The 19,534-nt window shown below is 70.3% G+C and carries 16 protein-coding genes; 11 read left to right on the top strand and 5 right to left on the bottom strand.

Translation table 11 applies throughout. From position 1 onward, the window contains the following. Together EPO52_RS02420 and EPO52_RS02415 are read left to right on the top strand one after the other, a co-directional pair. Positions 1-1,734, top strand: coding sequence for a cation:proton antiporter (locus tag EPO52_RS02420; protein WP_290801386.1), 1,734 nt, complete (start codon positions 1-3; stop codon positions 1,732-1,734). Further along, positions 1,724-2,350 carry a hypothetical protein gene (locus tag EPO52_RS02415; protein ID WP_290801383.1) on the top strand — a complete coding sequence of 209 codons (627 nt, stop codon included), beginning with the start codon at positions 1,724-1,726 and terminating at the stop codon, positions 2,348-2,350. The genes EPO52_RS02420 and EPO52_RS02415 overlap by 11 nt, the downstream gene beginning before the upstream one ends. Positions 2,351-2,690: 340 nt before the next feature. On the opposite strand, the gene EPO52_RS02410 is transcribed toward EPO52_RS02415, so the two are convergent. Next, complete coding sequence (locus tag EPO52_RS02410) at positions 2,691-3,968, bottom strand: M18 family aminopeptidase (protein ID WP_290801380.1); 1,278 nt, start codon at positions 3,966-3,968, stop codon at positions 2,691-2,693. Between the two features lie 122 nt (positions 3,969-4,090). Here EPO52_RS02410 and EPO52_RS02405 point away from each other — a divergent pair, with 122 nt between their 5' ends. Beyond that, positions 4,091-4,654 carry a hypothetical protein gene (locus tag EPO52_RS02405; protein ID WP_290801378.1) on the top strand — a complete coding sequence of 188 codons (564 nt, stop codon included), beginning with the start codon at positions 4,091-4,093 and terminating at the stop codon, positions 4,652-4,654. Between the two features lie 73 nt (positions 4,655-4,727). Beyond that, positions 4,728-5,441 (top strand): PhzF family phenazine biosynthesis protein, encoded by a 714-nt coding sequence (locus EPO52_RS02400; RefSeq protein WP_290801375.1) that lies wholly within the window; start codon positions 4,728-4,730, stop codon positions 5,439-5,441. Between the two features lie 59 nt (positions 5,442-5,500). On the opposite strand, the gene EPO52_RS02395 is transcribed toward EPO52_RS02400, so the two are convergent. Continuing rightward, positions 5,501-7,021, bottom strand: coding sequence for an MFS transporter (locus tag EPO52_RS02395; RefSeq protein WP_290801373.1), 1,521 nt, complete (start codon positions 7,019-7,021; stop codon positions 5,501-5,503). Positions 7,022-7,103: 82 nt separating this feature from the next. Here EPO52_RS02395 and EPO52_RS02390 point away from each other — a divergent pair, with 82 nt between their 5' ends. Then, positions 7,104-7,715, top strand: coding sequence for a TetR/AcrR family transcriptional regulator (locus tag EPO52_RS02390; protein ID WP_290801371.1), 612 nt, complete (start codon positions 7,104-7,106; stop codon positions 7,713-7,715). Here the strand turns inward: EPO52_RS02390 and EPO52_RS02385 are convergent. After that, the gene (locus tag EPO52_RS02385; protein ID WP_290801369.1) at positions 7,712-8,530 is read right to left on the bottom strand and encodes an SDR family NAD(P)-dependent oxidoreductase; all 819 of its coding nucleotides are present in this window, start codon (positions 8,528-8,530) and stop codon (positions 7,712-7,714) included. The genes EPO52_RS02390 and EPO52_RS02385 overlap by 4 nt on opposite strands. A 102-nt stretch (positions 8,531-8,632) precedes the next feature. On the opposite strand from EPO52_RS02385, the gene EPO52_RS02380 reads away from it, so the two are divergent. Further along, complete coding sequence (locus tag EPO52_RS02380; protein ID WP_290801366.1) at positions 8,633-12,334, top strand: TM0106 family RecB-like putative nuclease; 3,702 nt, start codon at positions 8,633-8,635, stop codon at positions 12,332-12,334. On the opposite strand, the gene EPO52_RS02375 is transcribed toward EPO52_RS02380, so the two are convergent. After that, positions 12,294-12,584 carry a hypothetical protein gene (locus EPO52_RS02375; RefSeq protein ID WP_290801363.1) on the bottom strand — a complete coding sequence of 97 codons (291 nt, stop codon included), beginning with the start codon at positions 12,582-12,584 and terminating at the stop codon, positions 12,294-12,296. The genes EPO52_RS02380 and EPO52_RS02375 overlap by 41 nt on opposite strands. A gap of 40 nt (positions 12,585-12,624) precedes the next feature. On the opposite strand from EPO52_RS02375, the gene EPO52_RS02370 reads away from it, so the two are divergent. From EPO52_RS02370 to EPO52_RS02360, 3 genes are all read left to right on the top strand, one after another. Beyond that, a complete protein-coding gene (locus EPO52_RS02370; protein WP_290801360.1) occupies positions 12,625-13,113 on the top strand; it encodes an SRPBCC family protein in 489 nt (162 codons plus the stop codon). Further along, positions 13,110-15,722 (top strand): ATP-grasp domain-containing protein, encoded by a 2,613-nt coding sequence (locus EPO52_RS02365; protein ID WP_290801356.1) that lies wholly within the window; start codon positions 13,110-13,112, stop codon positions 15,720-15,722. Before EPO52_RS02370 ends, EPO52_RS02365 begins: the two co-directional genes overlap by 4 nt. 70 nt (positions 15,723-15,792) lie before the next feature. Further along, positions 15,793-16,101, top strand: a complete 309-nt coding sequence (locus EPO52_RS02360) for a helix-turn-helix transcriptional regulator (protein ID WP_290801353.1) — start codon at positions 15,793-15,795, stop codon at positions 16,099-16,101. A gap of 51 nt (positions 16,102-16,152) precedes the next feature. Here EPO52_RS02360 and EPO52_RS02355 read toward each other — a convergent pair whose 3' ends face one another. Then, complete coding sequence (locus EPO52_RS02355) at positions 16,153-16,458, bottom strand: hypothetical protein (RefSeq protein WP_290801352.1); 306 nt, start codon at positions 16,456-16,458, stop codon at positions 16,153-16,155. 350 nt (positions 16,459-16,808) lie between these two features. On the opposite strand from EPO52_RS02355, the gene EPO52_RS02350 reads away from it, so the two are divergent. Both EPO52_RS02350 and EPO52_RS02345 read left to right on the top strand, forming a co-directional pair. Continuing rightward, entirely contained in the window at positions 16,809-17,972 is a 1,164-nt protein-coding gene (locus EPO52_RS02350) for an ATP-binding cassette domain-containing protein (RefSeq protein WP_290801350.1), read from the top strand. Then, positions 17,948-19,522 (top strand): hypothetical protein, encoded by a 1,575-nt coding sequence (locus tag EPO52_RS02345; protein ID WP_290801348.1) that lies wholly within the window; start codon positions 17,948-17,950, stop codon positions 19,520-19,522. Before EPO52_RS02350 ends, EPO52_RS02345 begins: the two co-directional genes overlap by 25 nt. Positions 19,523-19,534 lie beyond the last annotated feature (12 nt).

The following is a 19,534-nucleotide window of genomic DNA, read 5'->3' as shown; positions in this document are numbered from 1 at the left end:
ATGGAGCTGGGCATCTACGGGGTGATCGCCGTCGCGGTGATCGTGGGTGTCGCCGCGTTCTCGAAGAAGCTCGGGGTGGCCGCTCCCATCATCCTGGTGCTGGTGGGCGTCGGTCTGTCGTACCTGCCGGGTGTGCCCGACATCGAGGTTCCGCACGAGATCATCCTCGACGGACTGCTTCCGCCCATCCTGTACGCGGCCGCGATCAGCGTGCCGATCGTCGACTTCCGCCGCAATCTGGCCCCGATCGCCAGCCTCTCGGTGGTGCTCGTGGTGGTCACCGCCTTCGCCACCGGATTCCTGCTCTACACGATGCTGCCCGATCTGAACTTCGCGGCGGCGGTGGCGCTCGGCGCCATCATCAGCCCTCCGGATGCGGTGGCCGCCACCTCCATCGGCCGTCGCCTCGGTCTTCCGCCACGCCTGCTGACGCTGCTCGAGGGCGAGGGGCTCGTCAACGACGCCACGGCCCTGGTGCTGCTGCGCTCCGCCGTCGCGGCCGCGGCCGGCGCGCTCGCATCGCCCTGGGCCGGCGTGCTCGACTTCTTCTACGCCGTCGTGGTCGCGGTGCTGATCGGCCTGGCCGCCGGATTCGTGACCGTCTTCGTGCGCTCGAAGCTCAACGACTCGGTGCTCGACACGGCGCTGTCACTGGCGGTGCCGTTCGTGGCGTTCATGCCGGCCGAAGCGGTGGGGGCATCCGGAATCCTCGCGGTCGTGGTGGCAGGGCTCTACACCGGCCACGCGAGTCCGATGAAGTTCTCGCCGCAGTCGAGGATCAGCGATCGCATCAACTGGCGCACCATCCAGTTCCTGCTCGAGAACGGCGTGTTCCTGCTGATCGGTCTCGAGATCCGCACGCTCATCGACGACGTCGACCCGAGCGTGCTCGGAGTCTGGACCTCGGTCGGCATCGGGCTGGTGGCCACCCTCGCCCTCATGGCCATCCGGTATCTCTGGATCGGGCCGCTCGTCTACGGCCTGGCGCGGCGCGAGCGGCGGCACGAGAAGAGCACCTACCGGGCGTTGCTCGCGCTCTACTACTTCCGAAGTCATCCGGTCGCGAACCCCCGGCAGGCACGGGTGCGCGACCGCCTCGAGCGCGACTACGAGCGGCGGCGGGCCGACCTCGAGCAGCTGCGACAAGACAGGATCGACTGGCGCGGCGGCATCGTGCTCGGCTGGGCCGGCATGCGCGGGGTGGTCACGCTCGCCGCGGCGCAGTCGCTGCCGAACGACACTCCCTATCGACCGCAGCTCATCCTGATCGCGTTCACGGTGGCGGTGGTGAGCATCGTGATCCAGGGCGGAACGCTGCCCTGGCTCATCCGGCTGCTGCGGGTCGAGGGGATCGACGCCGACGAAGACCGGCGCGAACTGGCGACGCTGCTCGAGACCATCAGCTCGGCGGGCATGGAGGCTCTCGACGAGCGGGCCACCGAGGCGCCCGAGACCGATCCGGTGGATCCCGACGTCATCGAGCGGGTACGCCAGTCGTCGTTCCTGCGCACCGAGGCCGCGTGGGAGCGCACGCGCGGTTCTCGGTCGACCGACGAGAAGCCGCACCAGCTGTTCCGCGAGCTGCGGCTCGTGGTGGTGGCGGCGGAGCGCGAACGGCTGCTCGAGCTGCGGGCGCAGGGCACCTTCCCGTCACGTGTGCTCGCGGAGGCGCAGGCGCTGCTCGACCTCGAGGAGACACGGCTGCGGCGACGGCCCGGAACGGGTGACCACTGAGATGAGCGGTGTGAACGACGGCGGGGGCGCGGGCGGCCAGAGGGAATCCGACCGGGGCGGATCCCTCCAGCACTTCCGGTTGCTTCCGCGACGCAAGCTCCCGAAGCTGCCGGGGAAGGACGAGCCCTGGGGTGGCCTGCTGAAACCCGCCACCCTCATCTCCATCGGCATCGCCGTCGTGCTCGTGGCGGCCGTGTGGATCGGCATCGCCACCGCGAGGCCCTCCACGCCCACGACTCTCGACGGGGTCACCGCGGAGGTGACGGCGCAGATGGACGACCTCACGGCGACGCTGCCCGCGCCGCCCGTGTCGACCACCGACACACCGGTCGTTCAGGAATGCCCGGATGGCTCGGCGGAGCAGCAGTACTCGCTCGAGCGGGTGATGGTGCCGGCCGACGGCTTCGTGCCGACATCCTGGGCCCAGGCGGCACGCGAGCACTTCGAGGCCCTCGGCTGGACCGTGCGCAGTGACACCTTCGGTGAGCGCGGCGGCATCACGATGACACTGGTGGGGCGCAATCTCGTGCCGCTGGCGGTCACCATCGACCCGGCCGACACCGGCACCACGATCACGGTGCAGAGCGACTCGCGCTGCACCGACAGCGCCGGCTGAGTCCGCGGGGCCTCGAGCTGCCCCCGCCTGCCCCGGCCGCGGGCTGGGTTCGGCTTGCCACAAGTTGTGGCAACCCGCCTGCTCCGGCCCGCGGGCTGGGTTCGGCTTGCCAGAAGTTGTGGCTTGGGGCCCTGGCTTGCCACAAGTTGTGGCAACCCGCCTTCTCCGGCCCGCGGGCTGGGTTCGGCTTGCCAGAAGTTGTGGCTTGGCGCCCTGGCTTGCCACAAGTTGTGGCAACCCGCCGGGGCCCCAGGCCTGGGCCCGGGCTCGACTTGCCAGAAGTTGTGGCTTGGCGCCCTGGGTTGCCACAACTTGTGGCAAGTCGATGCGGGCGGGGCTCCTAGGGCTCCGGGGTGAAGAAGGCGGCGATGGCGGCGGAGAGGGCCACGAGGTCGTCGACATGGGCGAGCTCGCGCGCGGAGTGCATCGAGAGCAGGGGCGCACCCACATCCAGGGTGCGGATGCCCAGCCGGGTGGCGGTGAGCGGCCCGATGGTCGACCCGCACGGGATCGCGTTGTTCGACACGAACTCCTGATAGGTCACGCCCGCCTGCGCGCAGGCCCGCGCCCAGAGGGCGGCGCCGTGCGCATCGGTGGTGTACCGCTGGTTCGCGTTGATCTTCAGCAGCGGTCCGCCACCCGCGACAGGCCGGTTCGCCGGATCGTGACGCTCGGGGTAGTTCGGATGCACCGCGTGACCGGCATCCGACGAGAGGCACCAGGATGCGGCGAGAGCGCGCGACCGCTCCTCGAGCCCGGCACCGAGCGAGACGCCGATGCGGGTGAGTACATCGTCGAGAAAGGGGCCGCTGGCACCCGAGCGCGACTCCGACCCCAGCTCCTCGTGATCGAAGGCGGCGAACACCACGATGTGCCCGGACGCCGCAGGCGCGTCGACGAGTGCCCGAAGCCCGGCGTGCACCGAGCTGAGGTTGTCCATGCGCCCTGCGGCATACAGGTCGTCGCCGAGGCCGAAGCGGGCGGGAGCCTGCGTGTCGGCGGTGAGGATGTCGTAGCCCGCGACATCCTCCCCGCTCGCCAGCCCGGCGTGCTCGGCGAGGATGCCCACCAGGTCGTTCTGGCCCACCTCACCCACCCCGAACACGGGCGCGGTGTGGCGCTGCTTGTCGAGGGTGAGTCCGGCGTTCACCTCGCGGTCGAGGTGGATGGCCAGCTGCGGGATGCGCAGGAACGGCCCGGTGCGCACCAGCCGTTCGGTGCCGTTGCGGGTCACGACACGCCCGGCCAGCTCCAGCTCGCGGTCGAGCCACGAGTTGAGCAGCGGGCCGCCGTAGACCTCGACGCCGGCCTGCAGCCAGCCGGCCGAGCCCACGGTCGGCTTCGGCTTCAGCTTGAAACCGGGGGAGTCGGTGTGCGAACCGAGGATGCGGAACGGCGTGAGCGGGCCGGCATCCGTCGGCACCACCCAGGCGATCACCGCGCCGTCGCGCACCACCACGTAGCGGCCCGGCTCCGAGGGCCACTCATCGGCCTCGACCACCGAGGAGTAGCCCTCCTCGTTCAGCCTGCGCCGCACCTCGTCGGCCGCGTGATACGACGACGGGGAGGCCCGGATGAAGTCGCTGAAGTCGTCGATGTATGCACTCGTGTCGGCCATGACCCCATCCAACCACTGCCTCGGGTGCCGAGCGGCAGGGGCGTTCGGAGGCGACGGTCGGATTCGTGCAGTAGCGTCGAAAGCGGTGCCGACGGCGCCGTGACGACGAGGGGATCCCGGGTATGCCGGCGGGTAGACGATCAGGCGGCGGCCGTACCGCGCGCGCTGCGATGACGGGTGCGGCGATCGCGATCGGGCTGGGGCTCGTTCTGGCCGGATGCTCGTCGAACCCCACCAACGCCCTGGCGAAGCTCGCTCACCTCGATGCCGGCACACTGCTCGTGTCGGGCGATGTGCCCCCGGATGTGCCGGGCGTCGACTCCGATCTGCTCACCACCTCGCTGCGGCTCCTCACCGAACACGAGGGCCTCGAATTCTGGGTGGGTGTGACCCGCGACAACCAGGTGTGCTTCATCGCCGAACCCGCGGGCGCCGGCGCGGCGGTCGCCGGTGCGGATGCGGCAGCGAGCAGTACGGCCCCCGACACACTCTCCACCGCCAGCACGGGTGCGGTCACGGGTTCGAGCGATGGAACCCTGGCCACCTGCCTCGACGCCCAGCGCTTCGGCCTGCACGGCGCCTACCTCGAGCTGCCCTCGGGCGAGCGGGCATGGCTGCACACCGAGTACATGACGGTGTCGCCCGGCTGGACCGAGATCTCGGCCAACATCGCGCTCAGAGGCTGAGTCTTCGCCCCTGATGCCACCGGCGCCCGATCGGCCTCTCGTGCGGCCGGGCGGGCTGGTGCAGACTCGGGGGATGACGACATCCGATTCCATCCCCGTCGACGTGGTGACCGTCTTCACCGATGCCGAGGGGCAGTACGGGAATCCGCTCGGTCTGCTGCGCTCGTCGGCGGCGACCCGCGGGCGTGAGCAGGCCATCGCGACCGCGTTGGGCTTCAGTGAGACGGTGTTGGTCGACGAGATCGTCGAGGGGCAGGAGCGCTCCGCCGCCATCCGCATCTTCACCCCGGCCGCCGAGCTGCCCTTCGCCGGTCATCCGTGCGTCGGCACGGCCTGGTGGCTGGCGGAGCAGGGCTCGCCGATTCGCCGGCTGCGGGTCGCCGCCGGCGATGTCGAGGTGCGCTACGACGGCGACATCACCTGGGTCACCGGCCGCGCATCCTGGGCTCCCGAGTTCGAGTGGCACCAGCTCGACCGGCCGGCCGACGTCGAGGCCCTCGACGCCACGGCCTTCATCGAGGGCGCGCACTACGCGTGGGCGTGGATCGACGAGACGGCGGGGCACCTGCGCTCACGGATGTTCGCACCGGCGATGAGCATCACCGAAGACGAGGCGACCGGCGCCGCCGCGGTGCGCATCACCGACCTGCTGCAGCGCGACCTCGTGATCGATCAGGGCGAGGGATCGCGTCTGCTCACCCGGCGGCGCGACGACGGCTGGATCGCGGTGGGCGGCCGCACCGAGCGCAGCGAGCCGCGCATCCTGGAGCTGGCCGAGCGCGAGTGACGCCCATGCTGAGACGCCCCGCGCCACGAAGGGCGCGGGGCGTCTCGTCGGGATGTCGGTCAGTGGCCCATCGCGGGAGCCGGAGCATCCTGCATCTCGGCGGTACCGCCTGAGGCGGATGGGTCGTGCGAAAGAGACAGCCCCTGGCCCCGCCGGCGGAACAGGAGCGCCGAGAGAACCGCACCGAAGGCGAAGAACCCGGCACCCCACCAGTAGGCGGTGGTATAGCTGTGCACGGCGGCGTCGGCCATCACCTCGGGCGTGGTGGGCAGGTTCGCGGCCACGAAGTCGGTGAGTGCGGTGGCCGCCAGCGTGTTGAGCAGCGCGGTGCCGATCGATCCACCCACCTGCTGGCTGGTGTTCACCATGGCCGAGGCCACGCCGGCGAACTGCCGGTCGACACCCAGGGTGGCGGTCTGCATCGAGGCCGGCATGATCGAGCCCATGCCCAAGCCCATGATCATGAGCGGCGGCAGGATGTCGGCCGCGTAGGTGCTGTCGAGGTTCAGGTGGGTGAGGTAGATCATGCCGCTCATCGCCACGAGCATGCCGAACGGCACCATGATCTTGGGGCCGAAGCGCGGCACGAAGATGTTCGTCGAGAGCTGCGCGGCGAGCACGAGCATGCCGATCATCGGGAGGAACGACAGTCCGGTCTGGATGGGTGAATAGCCCAGGGACGCCTGAAGGTAGTAGGTCACGAACAGGAAGATGCCGAACATCCCCGCTCCGGCGATGAGCACCGAGCTGTAGGCGGCACCGCGGTTGCGGTCGAGCACGATCGCGAGGGGGAGCAACGGATGCGCCGCCCGGCGCTGCCAGAGCACGAACACCACGAGCAGAACCCCGGATGCCGCGAGGAAGCCCCAGGTGAGCGGCGAGTCCCAGCCATCCGTCTCCGCGTTCGAGAAGCCGTAGACGAGGGAGAAGAGGGCGCCGGAGACGAGCAGGGTGCCGGGGACATCGAGCTTCGGGCGGGGACCGGTGCGCTTCAGGGTGGTGACGAACAGGGCGGCGCCGATGATGGCCACCACCGCGATGAACACGTTGATGTAGAGGTTCCAGCGCCAGTCGAACGCTTCGGTGAGAACGCCGCCGAGCAGCAGGCCGATCGCACCGCCGGCACCGGCGATCGCACCGAACACGCCGAAGGCCCGGGCGCGCTCCTTGGGGATGGTGAAGGTCGTGGTGAGCACGGCGAGGGCCGTGGGGGCGAGCAGGGCACCGAACGCACCTTGCAGCGCGCGAGCCGCCACGAGGGTGCCGAAGCTGTCGGCGGCACCACCGAGGGCGGATGCCACGGCGAAGCCGACGAGGCCGATGATGAACGAGCGCTTGCGCCCGATGAGGTCGGAGAGGCGGCCGCCGAGCAGCAGCAGGCTGCCGAAGGCGAGGGAGTAGGCGGTGATGATCCACTGGCGGTCGCCGTCGGAGAAGCCGAGGTCGGCTTGCGCGGCGGGCAGTGCGATGTTCACCACGGTGGCGTCGAGAACCACCATGAGCTGGGCGAGTGCGACGGTGGTGAGTGTCCACCAGCGACGGGATGATGCCACCGCGACGGTGGACGAAGTCTGGGTCATGCCGAGAACTATATACGGAACTCAACAGTTTCGGATACGATGAGTTCAGTTAAAGATTTCCGCCCTCGAAAGGAGAGCCGCAATGACGCAGCTCGATGCAGCATCCCCTCGTCTCGGCCGGCGGCGCGACCACTCCCGCGACCCCGAGATCTTGAACGCGGCACTCGAGGTTCTCGCCGAGGAGGGCTACGACGGCATGACCGTCGACATGGTGGCCGCGCGGGCGAAGGCCGGCAAGGCCACCCTCTACCGCCGTTGGCCCTCGAAGGGCGAACTGGTGATCGACGCCGTCGTCTGCATGAAGCGCGGCGACATCGATCTCGGCAATCTGCCCGACACGGGCACGCTGCGGGGCGATCTGGTGGCCATGATCAAGCCGCGCACCATCGAGGAGAGCGAGCGCAAGCTGCAGGTGATGGCCGGTCTGATGTCTGCCGTCGCCCGGTCGCCCGAACTCGCCGAGGCCATCAACCGCGCCATCATCGAGCCGCGTGCCGAGGTGAACCGGATTCTGCTGCGCCGTGCGATCGACCGGGGCGAGATCGCGGCCGACATCGACATCGAGACGCTGTCGATGATCACCCCGTCGATGGCGGCCTACCGCACTCTGGTGCTGAAGCGGCCGGTCGATCGCGAGTTCCTCATCACCATGATCGACAACGTGGTGCTGCCGGCCGTCGGGCTGCGGCGCTAGGCGACCATCTGCTCGCTGAGCCGCCAGAGCTCGGCGGCCTTCGCTGCATCGCCGGCATCCTTCGACTCCTTGCCCGGCTTGCGCCTGGCGTAGTAGCCCCCGCTCGTCCAGCCCTCGCCCTCCGGCGCGGTGGCCAGCCACACGAGGGTGTCTGCACCCTTCGCGGGGCTCGCGATGAAGCGGTTGAGCACCGTGCCGTAGAGCAGGCGCAGGCCGCTCTTCGAGCCGCGGGCGAAGCCGGTGGCCACGACGCCCGGGTGGAACGCCGTCGCACTGATGCCCTGAGCGTGGAACCGGCGGTGCAGCTCCCGCGTGAACAGGATGTTCGCGAGCTTCGCGTTGCCGTAAGCGCGCTCGGCGCGGTAGCTCGTGCGTGCGTCGAGATCGGCGAGGTCGAGCGCGCTGTACAGGCGGTGGGCCACGCTCGAGGTCTGGATGATGCGCGCCCGGCTCTCGATCAGTCTCGGCAGCAGCAGGGAGGTGAGCAGGAACGGGGCGAGGTGATTCACCTGGAACGTGAGCTCGTGCCCGTCGACCGTCTCGGTGCGATCACCCATGAGGCCCCCGGCATTGTTGGCCAGGACGTCGACCGCCGGGTAGCGGTCGAGCAGCGTCGAGGCGAGCTCGCGGACGTCGTCGAGCCGCGAGAAGTCGGCGAGCAGATGATCGGCGCCGATCGACTCGGCCACGGCGCGGGTCTTTTCGGGGGAGCGGCCGACCACCACCACGCGGTCGCCGCCTGCCGCGAGTGCGCGGGCTGCGGCCGCTCCGATGCCGTCGCTCGCGCCCGTGATCACCACTGTTCTCGAAGCCATGCGCTCACCCTATGCCGATCCAGCGGCCCCGATGTCGGCGCCGCCCCATAGCCTGTGAGGGCGGCAGCGTCGGTTGCCCACGACTCGAGAGGGAGGTGCCGGATGATCGTGATCGATGCCGCGCCGGGCACCGCGCCCCTGGTGCTCTACAGCGCCACCGACCTCACCGCCGCCGCCACGTGCGAGTTCGGTTTGGTGCGCAAGCTCGACGCCAAGCTCGGGCGGTGCGATCCGGTCGACGACCTGCCCGACGCCATGCTCGAGCGAACCGCGCGCCTCGGCGACGACCATGAGCTGCGCACTCTCGAGAGCTACCGGGAGCGTTTCGGGGCCTACTCCGGCGGGGCTGCGGGCGTGGCCGAGATGGAGCGGCCCGAACGGCCGACGCCCGAGCTGCTGGCGCGCCAGCAGAGCGCGACGGTCGAGGCGCTGCGGGCCGGTGCCGACGTGGTGTTCCAGGGTGTCTTCTTCGACGGCAGGTTCCTGGGGTACGCCGACTTCCTGGTGAAGGCCGGTTCGACAGCAGATCGGCAGCCCGTCTACGAGGTCTACGACACGAAGCTCGCGCGCCGCGCCAAGGTCACCGCGCTGCTGCAGGTGGCCGCCTACGCCGATCAGCTGCAGCGACTCGGCGTGCCGGTGGGGGAGAGCGTGCACCTCCTGCTGGGTGACGGCAGCACCTCGACGCACCTGCTCGCCGACATCCTGCCCGTTTACCGCGACCGGCGGATGCGCCTCGAAGAGCTGCTCGACGAGAGGGTCGACGCCCCGCTGGCGCAGTGGGGAGATCCACGCTATGCGGCGTGCGGTCGATGCGCCGTCTGTGCACCGGAGGTCGCTGCGAGCGGTGACCTGTTCCAGGTGGGCGGCATGCGCGCGAACCAGAGGCTCACGCTGCGCGACGCGGGCATCACCACCATCGAGCAGCTGGCGGTGTGGGGTGTGGTGTCGACGGGCGACGTGCCCGGCATCGGGCCCGCGACCCTCGAGACCCTGCGCGATCAAGCACGCATGCAACTCGCCGGCCGCGACGGTCGTCTCACCTATCGGGTGCACGACGCCGCCGTGCTGGCCGGGTTGCCGCAACCCGATCCCGGCGACCTCTTCTTCGATTTCGAGGGCGATCCGCTCTATACCGAGAACGCGGGCCCCGATTGGGGGCTCGACTACCTCTTCGGTGTGGTCGAGCACGCCGAATCGGGCGACGGCACGGTGTTCCGGCCCTTCTGGGCGCACTCGTACGCCGAGGAGAAGCAGGCGCTGATCGACTTCTTGGCCTACGTCACCGAACGCCGCCGGAGGTATCCCGGCCTTCACATCTACCATTACGCCGACTACGAGCGGGCACATCTGCGTTCTCTCGCCGCACGGCACGGAGTGGGCGAGGGCGAGCTCGACGATCTGCTGCGCGACGAGGTGCTCGTCGATCTCTACCCGATGGTGAAGCGCAGCATCCGGGTGAGCTCCCCCTCGTACAGTCTCAAGAAGCTCGAGCCGCTCTACATGGGCGACCAGTTGCGGAGCAGCGAGGTCACGAACGGCGCCGACTCCATCACGGCGTACGTGGAGTACACCGAGCTGCGCGACAGGGGCCGCACGGATGCCTCGGCCGCAGCCGCGGCGGTGGCCCTGCTCGGCGAGATCGCCGACTACAACGAGTACGACTGCATCTCGACCCTGCGCCTGCGCAACTGGTTGCTCGAGCGCGGGCGGGAGAACGGCGTGGTGCCCGCACCGCCGCAGCGACTCGACGAGGAGGTCTCACGTGACTTCGAGGAGAGTGCGTTGCATCGCGCTCTCGTGGAGTGGGCGGAGCGTCTCGAGGGGCAGAACGGGGGAGACCTCGCCGAGTCCGGTCGGCAGGCCGTGGCATTGGCCGCCGCGGCGATCGACTACCACCGCCGGGAGAACAAGTCGTTCTGGTGGGAGCACTACGACCGCCTCATGCAGCCCGTCGAGGAGTGGGCCGACACCCGCGACGTGCTCGTCGTGACGCACGCCGTGGTGGAGCGCGACTGGCACCGCGAGGAGGGGCAGCGCGTCGACCGGCGCCTCACCCGGTTGACGGGTGCTCTCGCTCCCGGGAGCAAGCTCGAGGAGGGTGCGGCGGGCCGCTTCTTCGTCTACGACGAGCCGGCCGCGGGCTCGCCCGTGCTCCCGCCGAGCACGCGGGCCAGTGCTTCGCAGCGGGCCGCGCACCCGCGCACGAAGCTCGTCGAGGTGCGTGAACTGCCGAACGGCAGCACCCACTACGTCTTCGAGGAGGTCGTGGCGAAAGGGGGCGATCACTACTCACAGCTGCCCATCGCGGTCACCCCGTCCGCGCCGCCGCCCACCCGGGCTCAGCAGTCGGCGATCGCGGAGTGGGGGCAGACCCTGCTCGACTCCCTGCCGGCCCTGCTGCCGGATGCCGCGGTCGACCTCCTCCGCCGCATCCCGCCGCGACGCCGCGACGGCGGCGTTCTCGAGCCCTTCGGTCGCACCCTCTCCGCCTCCGCCGCCGTCTCGGGCGCGCGTGACTCCTCGGCGCGCGATGCGCCGGTCGCGGGGGAGCGAACGGCAGCCCCCCGACCCTCGGCGGAGGTGATCCGCGACGCGCTGCTCGCGCTCGACGACTCGTATCTCGCGGTTCAAGGCCCGCCCGGTACGGGCAAGACGTTCACGGGTGCCCGTGTCGTCTCCGATCTCGTGCGCGAACACGGGTGGGCGGTGGGCGTCGTGGCCCAATCGCACGCCGTGGTCGAGCACATGCTCGGCGCCATCGTGCGGGCCGGTGTCGATCCCGCCCACGTCGGCAAGAACACCGGCGAATCCGACGCGCCCTTCACCGTTCTCGGCAAGGACGGCCTGGCCCCGTTCCTCCGCTCGGCGCGCGCGGCCGGGCACGGGGTCGTGATCGGCGGCACGGCGTGGGATCTCTCGAATCCCACGCGCATCGGCCGGCGCGAACTCGATCTGCTCGTCATCGACGAGGCCGGTCAGTTCTCGCTCGCCAACACCATCGCCGTGAGCGTCGCCGCCCGCAACCTGCTGCTGCTCGGCGACCCGCAGCAGCTTCCGCAGGTGACGCAGGGCACGCATCCCGAGCCCGTCGACCACTCGGCCCTGGGGTGGCTCGTGGCCGGCCACGATGTCATCCCGCCCGAGCTCGGGTACTTCCTCGACGTGAGCTGGCGTATGCATCCCGACGTCTGCGCCCCGGTCAGCGCGCTGTCGTACCACGGCGAGCTCCGCTCCAAGCTGCCCGAGACCACGCTGCGCTCGCTCGACGGCGTGGCCCCGGGCCTGCACCTGCACCCCGTGGCTCACCACGGCAACTCCACCTCATCGACCGAGGAGGCCGACCGCGTGGTGCAGATCGTCGCAGACCTGCTCGGTCGCGGCTGGACGGATGCGGCCCGCGCCGCACCGGGCGTCGCGGCCGAGCGCGCCCTCGGTGCCGCCGACCTGATCGTCGTGGCGCCGTACAACGCCCAGGTCGAGCTGCTGCGCGCCGCCCTCGACGGCGCCGGCTTCGCGGGCATCTCGGTGGGCACGGTCGACAAGTTCCAGGGCAGGGAGGCACCCGTGGCGATCGTGTCGTTGGCCGCATCCGCTGCTCTCGACGTGCCACGCGGCATCGAGTTCCTGCTCATGAAGAACAGACTGAATGTGGCGCTGTCACGCGCCGAGTGGGCGGCCTATCTGGTGTTCTCGCCGGCGCTCACCGAGCACCTTCCCGCGAACGCGGCCGAACTCGCGATGCTGTCGGGTTTCCTCCGGCTCACGCGAGAGGTTCCCACCGCCCCTGAACCGAGCGGGTGACCTGCCAGGCGATCGGCTCGGCCGACACCCGGGTGCCGTCGATGCCCTGCTCGGCGATGAGGAAGGCGGCCTCGTCGTGATCGGCGGTGAAGCGAACCGTCACGCGGGGCGAGCCCTGCACGATCGCGATGTCGGATGCCTCCACCGTGGTGAAGTCGGCGATGGCCTGGGTGAGAGTGGGCAGCACCTCTTCGGGCTTGACGCCGAGCTCGAGGGTTCCGACGATCATGGTCACGCGATACGAGGGCATGGCCCAAGCGTAGGGGAACCCGGCGCGCTAGGTTGGGCGGATGGAGCTCGTCGAATTCACCGTGACGGGGGAGACGACGGCCTCGGCCGGTGAGGCATTCGACCGCGTGGTGCCGCGCGACGACAGCACCCTGTTCCTCCGCTATCTCGTGCTGCCGGGAGTTGTGGGCATCACCGATGCCACGGGTGCGTGGGATACGCCGGGTCGCCGGCGCACCGTGCACCTCTCCGACGGCAGCAGTTTTCGCGAGGAGATCGTGCAGTTCGACCGCCCGGGTGAGCAGGGGCCCGTCGGAGCCTTCCGCTACCGCATCACGGGGTACACGAAGCTGCTCGCCCGACTGGTGTCGGACGCCGAAGCCGACTGGTACTACGAACCGAGCGCGGGCGGGTCGCGCATCCGGTGGCGGTACGGATTCCGTCCGTTGCGCGGACGATCGTTCGTCGTGCGATGGCTGATCGGCCCGATCTGGTCGTCGTACATGCGCCGCAGCATGGTGCGGTGCGTCGCAGTGGCCGAGGGCGCGTGACGGCTGCCATCGTTCTCACCGGGGCGCGGGCGCCCGCCACGCTCGATCTCGCCCGGCGCTTCGCCGACGAGGGGTACCGGGTGATCGTGGCCGACAGCGAGCCGACGGCCACGGCGCGTTCCCGGGCCGTGCACAAGGCCTACCGCGTGCCGTCCGCACGATTCGAACCGCGGGAGTTCGCGCGGGCCGTCGCGGGGATCGCCGATCGGCACGCCGCGCAGCTCGTGGTGCCGACGTGCGAGGAGATCTTCTGGCTCGCGGCGGTGGCCGACGAGGCCCACGAGGTGGGTGAGGCGCGGCTCACGCGCTTGCGCGACATCCTGTTCGCCCCGTCGCTGAGCACGCTCCGCCGCCTGCACGACAAAGGGGAGTTCGTGGAGGTGCTGGGCGAACTGGGCATCGCGCGTCCGGAGACGGAGGTGATGGAGTCCGCGGTCGCCTGGCGGCACCGGTCGCGCGCGCGGGAGCGCAGGGGAGCGCCTGCGGTGGTGGTGAAGCCCGCGTTCTCCCGCTTCGGCACGCGCACGCGCGTGGTCGCTCCGGATGCCCCCCTCCCGTCGGTCGGCCGGGTCACCCGGGCGGAGCGCTGGCTCGTTCAGGAACGCATCGAGGGGGAGGAGTTCTGCACGTTCGCCGTCGCCGTGGACGGTGCCCTCACCGCGTTCGTGGCGTACCGCCCGGTGTGGCGGGCCGGATCCGGCGCCGGGGTGGCCTTCGACCGGCTCGCCCCCGATGCGCTCCCGGCCGTCGCCGCCCGCGAGATCTGCGAGCGGATCGCCTCCTCGATGCGCCTCACCGGCCAGTTCGGTCTCGATCTCATGCAGACCGCGACGGATGTCGTGGTGCTCGAGTGCAACCCGCGCCTGACGAGCGGGGTTCATCTCTTCGCGCCGCCGGACGGCCTGGCGGCCGCCTATGCGGATGCCTTTGAGGCCGCCGCCCGCGGTACCGCGGCTAGGCCGTCGACCCGTGACGTGGTTCTCGAGCGCGCCGGCTCGGCTCGCCCGGTCGCCGAGGCGAGCCGGGCCTCGGCGCGCCTCGCCCTGCCGCACGCCCTGTACGCCCCTGCAGGAATGCGCGCGCCGCGCGACGTCGTCCGCTTCGTGCGGCAGCTCTCCGCTCCGGATGCCCTGCGCCCACCCGCCGACCGGATTCCGGTGGGGGCCCTGGTGCGCTCGGTCGGCGTGCGTGCGGCGGTGGCCCGGCGTGCGGGCCGCGACCTCCTCGGTGGTTCGACCTACGACATCGAGTGGAACGGCGAGCCTCTTCCGCGTTCGACGCCCCCGCCAGCGGGCGGAGGCGCCGCCGCCGCGCTCGTGAGCGAGCTCGAGCGGGTCGGCCTCTCGGCAGCCGTCGAGAATGTCGACTCCGACCTCACCGTTCTCGCCACCGCCTGTCTGGGTGCGCACGAGCTCCCCCTCACCATCTCGCATGCCGCCACCCCGCCACCCACCGTGCGGGGCGTCACTCCGATGCCCGCCGCCCAGGGCGCCGGGACACCGCAGAACACGCACGGCGTCGCTTCGGCACCCGCCGAGAGCGGCGCCGCCCGACCGTCCGCCGCGCAGGCCGACACCTCTCCACCCGCCCCCGACGGCGGCTCTCCGCATCCCTCGGCCGCGGGCGGTGCCACCCCGCATCGCTCCGGTCCCACTCCGCAGAGCTATGTCGTCTCGCCGGTGAGTCATTATGTGCTCTATGCCCGCGAGGAGCTCGGCGAGATCCGCTCGCCCTCGATGCGTCGAGCCGCGTCCGCGCTGATCACCGGCCTCGGCCTCGTGCTGCGATGGAGTCGCGCCGATGACGTGGTGTTCGTCGGCAACGCGCTGGTCTCCACGAACCTGCTGCCCGAACTCCCGCTGTCCGACGTCCAGCGACTCACTCGCACGCTCGTGTCGCAGCATCCGTGTGCGGCCATCGGCTGGCGAAGCGTGCACGGCCGCGGCAGCAACTCGCCCGAGGTGCTGAGGCGCGCCGGCTACCGACTGATTCCCTCGCGCAGCATTCTCTTCACCTCGACCCGCGGCACCGATTGGCTGCGACCACGCGACACGATGCGTGACCGCCGCCTGCTCGAGGCGTCGGGCTACCGTGTCGTTGCCGCGGTGATCGACCCCGCCACGGGGCGGTCCGACGCCGCCACCCGCGACCGCATCGCCGAGCTCTACCGGATGCTCTACCTCGACAAGTACTCCCTGCTCAACCCGGCGTACACGGCCGAATTCATCGGTGCCGCACAGGCGGCCGGGCTGCTGCGCTTCGTTCTGCTCGTGCGCGACGGCCGCATCGATGGCGCATTCGGCTACTCCCTGGTCGACGGGCTGCTCGCGGCCCCGGTGCTCGGCTACGACACGGCGATGCCCGCCGAGATCGGCCTGTACCGGATGCTGAGCTACCTGATCGCCCGCACGGCCCACGAACACGACTCCGACGTGCACGGCTCGAGCGGTGTCGCCGACTTCAAGCGCAATCGCGGGGCCGAGAACGAAGTGGAGTTCACGGCCGTGTTCGTGCGGCACCTGCCTCTGCGTCGCCGGCTGGGCTGGTGGCTGCTGCAGCTCGTGGTGAACGCGATCGCGCTGCCCCTGATTCGACGCGACGGGTTCTGAAACATGCGGTACCAACGCGTGCGGTTCGCGCGCTCTGGTTGCCGGCGCGTGGGGCCGGTAGGCATGAGGTGTGAGTTCACTGCAGTCGGATGCCGCCGTTTTGCTCGGCGTGCGAATCCGCGAAGAGCGCCAGCGCTTCGCCATCAACCAGATGGAACTCGCCGACCTCGCCGGCCTTCACTTCACCAACCTCGGCAAGATCGAGCGCGGTCAGGCCAACCCGTCGCTGCACACCATCCTCCGGATCGCGGGTGCCCTCAACCTCAACCCGGCCGTGCTGCTCGACGGGATGACCGCCGACATGCTGCCCGACCGTCCGCACAAGGTGACGGTGGCCGACCTCATCCGGGCCCGCGAAAAGGGTGACGCGGACAGCTGAGCTCGCGGAGCGGGCGGCCACGACGCCGAGGCGGCTCACCCTCGAACACGCTCAGAAGCTCACCCGCCAGAGGAACTCGTCGCCGTTCGGGCGGAACCAGCGGATGATGAGCACCGCCGACACCGGCAGTGACTCTCCGCGGATGCGCAGGCTCACCTCCTGGCCGGGAGCGAGCAGGAGCGGAGCGGTGGCGCGCATGAGACCCGCGCCGAGCAGGCTGAACGACAGCCCACGGAGCGGCTCCTGGCTGATGTTCGTCAGCCGGTAGGTGTTCGGGGCGCCACGCCGATCGAGGCGGAGCGGCACGGGGTAGGCGACGGATTCGGTTTCGTACTGAGTGATGTGACTGCTTGCCATGCCGACAGGATGTTCCGCACCACTGACGAACAGGCCCTCCCGCGGCACCATCCGCCCCTCATGTGGATAACTCCGCTGCCGTCGGCCCCCTGTGAGGGAGTAGACGTGGGCGATCTGTGTATCTTTTCTGTTTCATGATGCGGATGCGGCGGCCGGAAGATGCGAGACTAGATGCTTCGCGGATGTGGGGGTCCGGTGCAGGGCGGCAGAGGGATTGATAGGTTGGTGCGGTGAGCTCAGAGTCAGACACTCCAGACGCAGGGGGAGCAGTTTCTGGCGGCGCTCGGACGCCCCGCCGGGCGCCTGCGAAGTCCGCCACGGCCGCCGCGTCGGCCACCGGCCGCCCGCCGGTGAAACGTCCTATCGCGGCCGCTCGCAAGCCCGCCACCGGTGCGGCGAAGACTTCTGCGGCGCGCAAGCCCTCCTCGCCGGCCCGCCCGGCAGCGGCGGCGAAGGAGACCGAGCTCGCTCCCTCGGCGACGGATGACGCGGTGACCTCGCCCGAAACCGCACCGGTGGCCCCGAAGCGCCCCGCCGCGCCCCGCAAGCCCGCTGTTCGCCGCCCCGCCACCGCCGCAGCCGCCCCCACGGATGCTCCTTCCGCCGGCCCGGCAGCCACCGACCCGCAGGCCGCCGATTCCACGACAGGCGAGCAGCCCGCCCCCAAGCGCCCGGCCCGCACTCCCCGCACTCCGGCCAGACCCCGCACGATCGCCTCGGTACCGCCGTCGGTCGTGCGCGACCTCGACCCCTCCGACATCGTTCTCTCGATCACGGGTCTCACGAAGAAGTTCGGCAGCACCATCGCCGTGGGCGGCGTCGACCTCGACGTGCCGAAGGGCTCCTTCTACGGCATCGTGGGGCCGAATGGCGCCGGCAAGACCACGACCCTCTCGATGGTCACCGGTCTTCTCCGGCCCGACGGCGGCTCGATCACGGTGCTCGATCAGGATGTCTGGCGCGACCCCACCGCGGCGAAACGCCTCATCGGCGTGCTGCCCGACCGCCTGCGTGTCTTCGATCGCCTCACCGGCCGTCAGCTGCTGCACTACGCCGGCACGCTCCGCGGACTCGACTCCGCCACGGTCTCCCGCCGCAGCGACGACCTCGCCACGGCCTTCGGCCTCGAAGACGCGCTCGGCCGCCTGGTCTCCGACTACTCCGCCGGCATGACGAAGAAGATCGCCCTCGCCTGCTCGATGATCCACTCCCCGCGCCTGCTGGTGCTCGACGAGCCCTTCGAGTCGGTCGACCCGGTGTCGGCCGCGAACGTGGTCGAGATCCTCGAGAAGTACGTGGCCGGCGGTGGCACGGTGGTTCTGTCGAGCCACAGCATGGACATGATCCAGCGCGTCTGCGATCGGGTCGCCATCATCGTCGAAGGACGGGTGCTAGCGAAGGGCACGGTCGACGAGGTTCGCCTCGGTGGCACCCTCGAACAACGATTCGTCGAACTCGCGGGTGGCCGCAAGACCGCGGAAGGCATGGAATGGTTGCTGAGTTCCTCCGACTGAAGTTCCGGCTGCTCGGCAACGCCACGAAGCGCAGCACGTCGTCGCTGATCGGCCTCTTCATCGCCTTGGCCTACGCCGTGATCATGGCGGTGGTGCTGATCTGGGTTCTCACGGGCCTGAACGACGACGATCCCGACTTCGTGCGCAACGTCGTGGTGATCAGCGGATCCTTCGTCACCGCCGGCTTCCTCCTCGTGCCCGTGATCTTCTCTGTCCCCGACCGGATGGATCCGCGCGCGTTCGCTCTCTACGGCGTCAGCGACGGCCGCATCGCCTCCGGTCTCGCCGTCACCGCGATCTTCAGCGTTCCGTCGCTCGTGATCATCGCCGTGAGCCTGTCGACCGTGGTCACGTGGTCGCGGTCTCCCGGCATCGCCTTCATCGCGGTGGTCGCCGCGGTGCTGGGAGCTGTCACCTGCGTACTGGGCGCCCGGCTCTCCCTCTCGATCGCGGCATTCGTGTTCGACACCCGCCGCGCGCGTGAGATCGGCGCCGTCGTGGGTGTGCTCGCCCTGTTCGCCGTGGTTCCCGGCATCCTCCTCCTCATGCTCACCCAGTGGGGACGCGATGGGGGCGGCTTCTTCTCGGCGCTCGAGTCGATCCTCGGCTGGACCCCGTTCGGTGCCGCCTGGGCGGCGCCCGCCGACGCGGCGAACGGCGAGTGGGTCGTCTCCGTCTTGAAGCTGCTCATCGCGGCCGCCACGCTCGCTCTCATCTGGCTGGCCTGGCGCGGTCTGGTGTCACTCATGCTGGTCACCCCCGGCCGTCAGGAGCTCGCCCGCGAGCAGTCGGGGCTGGGCTGGTTCGGCCGCACCCCCACCACCCCCACCGGTGCCGTCGCGGCCCGCTCGCTCACCTATTGGGGGCGTGACGCCCGCTACTACGCGCAGCTCGCGATCGTGCCGTTCGTGCCCCTGCTCACCGTGATCGTGTTCGCCTTCGTGGGAGTGCCCGCGCAATACGCCGCACTGCTGCCGGTGCCGCTCATGTGCGTGTTCCTCGGCTGGGCCGTGCACAACGACGTGGCCTTCGACAACACCGCCATCTGGCTGCACGTGGTGGCCGGCCGTCTGGGCGTCGCCGATCGCATCGGCCGCATGATCCCGATCGTGCTGATCGCGATCCCGCTCATCGGCATCGGCTCCTTCCTCAGCATCCTGTTCGCCGGAACTCCGGATGCGCTCCCCGCCGTTCTCGGCGTGAGCACCTGCCTCGTGCTCACGGGCCTCGGGTTGGGCAGCATCTTCTCCGCCCGGTTCCCCTACGCGGCCACCCGCCCGGGCGACAGCGCATTCACCCAGCCGCAGTCGACCGGCGCCACGAGCGTGCTCGCTCAGACCTTCTCGCTGCTCGGCACCTTGGTGTTCTCGGCGCCCTCGGTCATCCTCGCCGTGATGGGCGTGTTCGGCGGCGACATCGGCTACCTCTGGGCGTCGCTCTGGACGGGTCTCGCCGTGGGAGGCGTCGTGCTCATCGGCGGCATCGCCTGGGGAGCGCACCTGTTCAACGTGCGAGGCCCTGAGATCCTGGCCGCGGCCCAGCGCAACTGATCTAGAATCGTC

The organism is Herbiconiux sp. (assembly GCF_004297105.1).
Lineage (GTDB): Bacteria > Actinomycetota > Actinomycetes > Actinomycetales > Microbacteriaceae > Herbiconiux.
Note: the sequence above shows the minus strand (reverse complement) of the source record. Positions and strands in the feature narration are given on the sequence as shown.

Excerpts from the sequence above, each read along its gene's own strand:
- EPO52_RS02405 (WP_290801378.1), top strand. The coding sequence starts at position 4,091 with ATGCCGGCGGGTAGACGATCAGGCGGCGGCCGTACCGCGCGCGCTGCG.
- EPO52_RS02390 (WP_290801371.1), top strand. The coding sequence starts at position 7,104 with ATGACGCAGCTCGATGCAGCATCCCCTCGTCTCGGCCGGCGGCGCGAC.
- EPO52_RS02410 (WP_290801380.1), bottom strand. The coding sequence starts at position 3,968 with ATGGCCGACACGAGTGCATACATCGACGACTTCAGCGACTTCATCCGG.
- EPO52_RS02345 (WP_290801348.1), top strand. The coding sequence starts at position 17,948 with ATGGTTGCTGAGTTCCTCCGACTGAAGTTCCGGCTGCTCGGCAACGCC.
- EPO52_RS02375 (WP_290801363.1), bottom strand. The coding sequence starts at position 12,584 with ATGCCCTCGTATCGCGTGACCATGATCGTCGGAACCCTCGAGCTCGGC.
- EPO52_RS02355 (WP_290801352.1), bottom strand. The coding sequence starts at position 16,458 with ATGGCAAGCAGTCACATCACTCAGTACGAAACCGAATCCGTCGCCTAC.
- EPO52_RS02385 (WP_290801369.1), bottom strand. The coding sequence starts at position 8,530 with ATGGCTTCGAGAACAGTGGTGATCACGGGCGCGAGCGACGGCATCGGA.
- EPO52_RS02395 (WP_290801373.1), bottom strand. The coding sequence starts at position 7,021 with ATGACCCAGACTTCGTCCACCGTCGCGGTGGCATCATCCCGTCGCTGG.
- EPO52_RS02400 (WP_290801375.1), top strand. The coding sequence starts at position 4,728 with ATGACGACATCCGATTCCATCCCCGTCGACGTGGTGACCGTCTTCACC.
- EPO52_RS02380 (WP_290801366.1), top strand. The coding sequence starts at position 8,633 with ATGATCGTGATCGATGCCGCGCCGGGCACCGCGCCCCTGGTGCTCTAC.
- EPO52_RS02370 (WP_290801360.1), top strand. The coding sequence starts at position 12,625 with ATGGAGCTCGTCGAATTCACCGTGACGGGGGAGACGACGGCCTCGGCC.
- EPO52_RS02420 (WP_290801386.1), top strand. The coding sequence starts at position 1 with ATGGAGCTGGGCATCTACGGGGTGATCGCCGTCGCGGTGATCGTGGGT.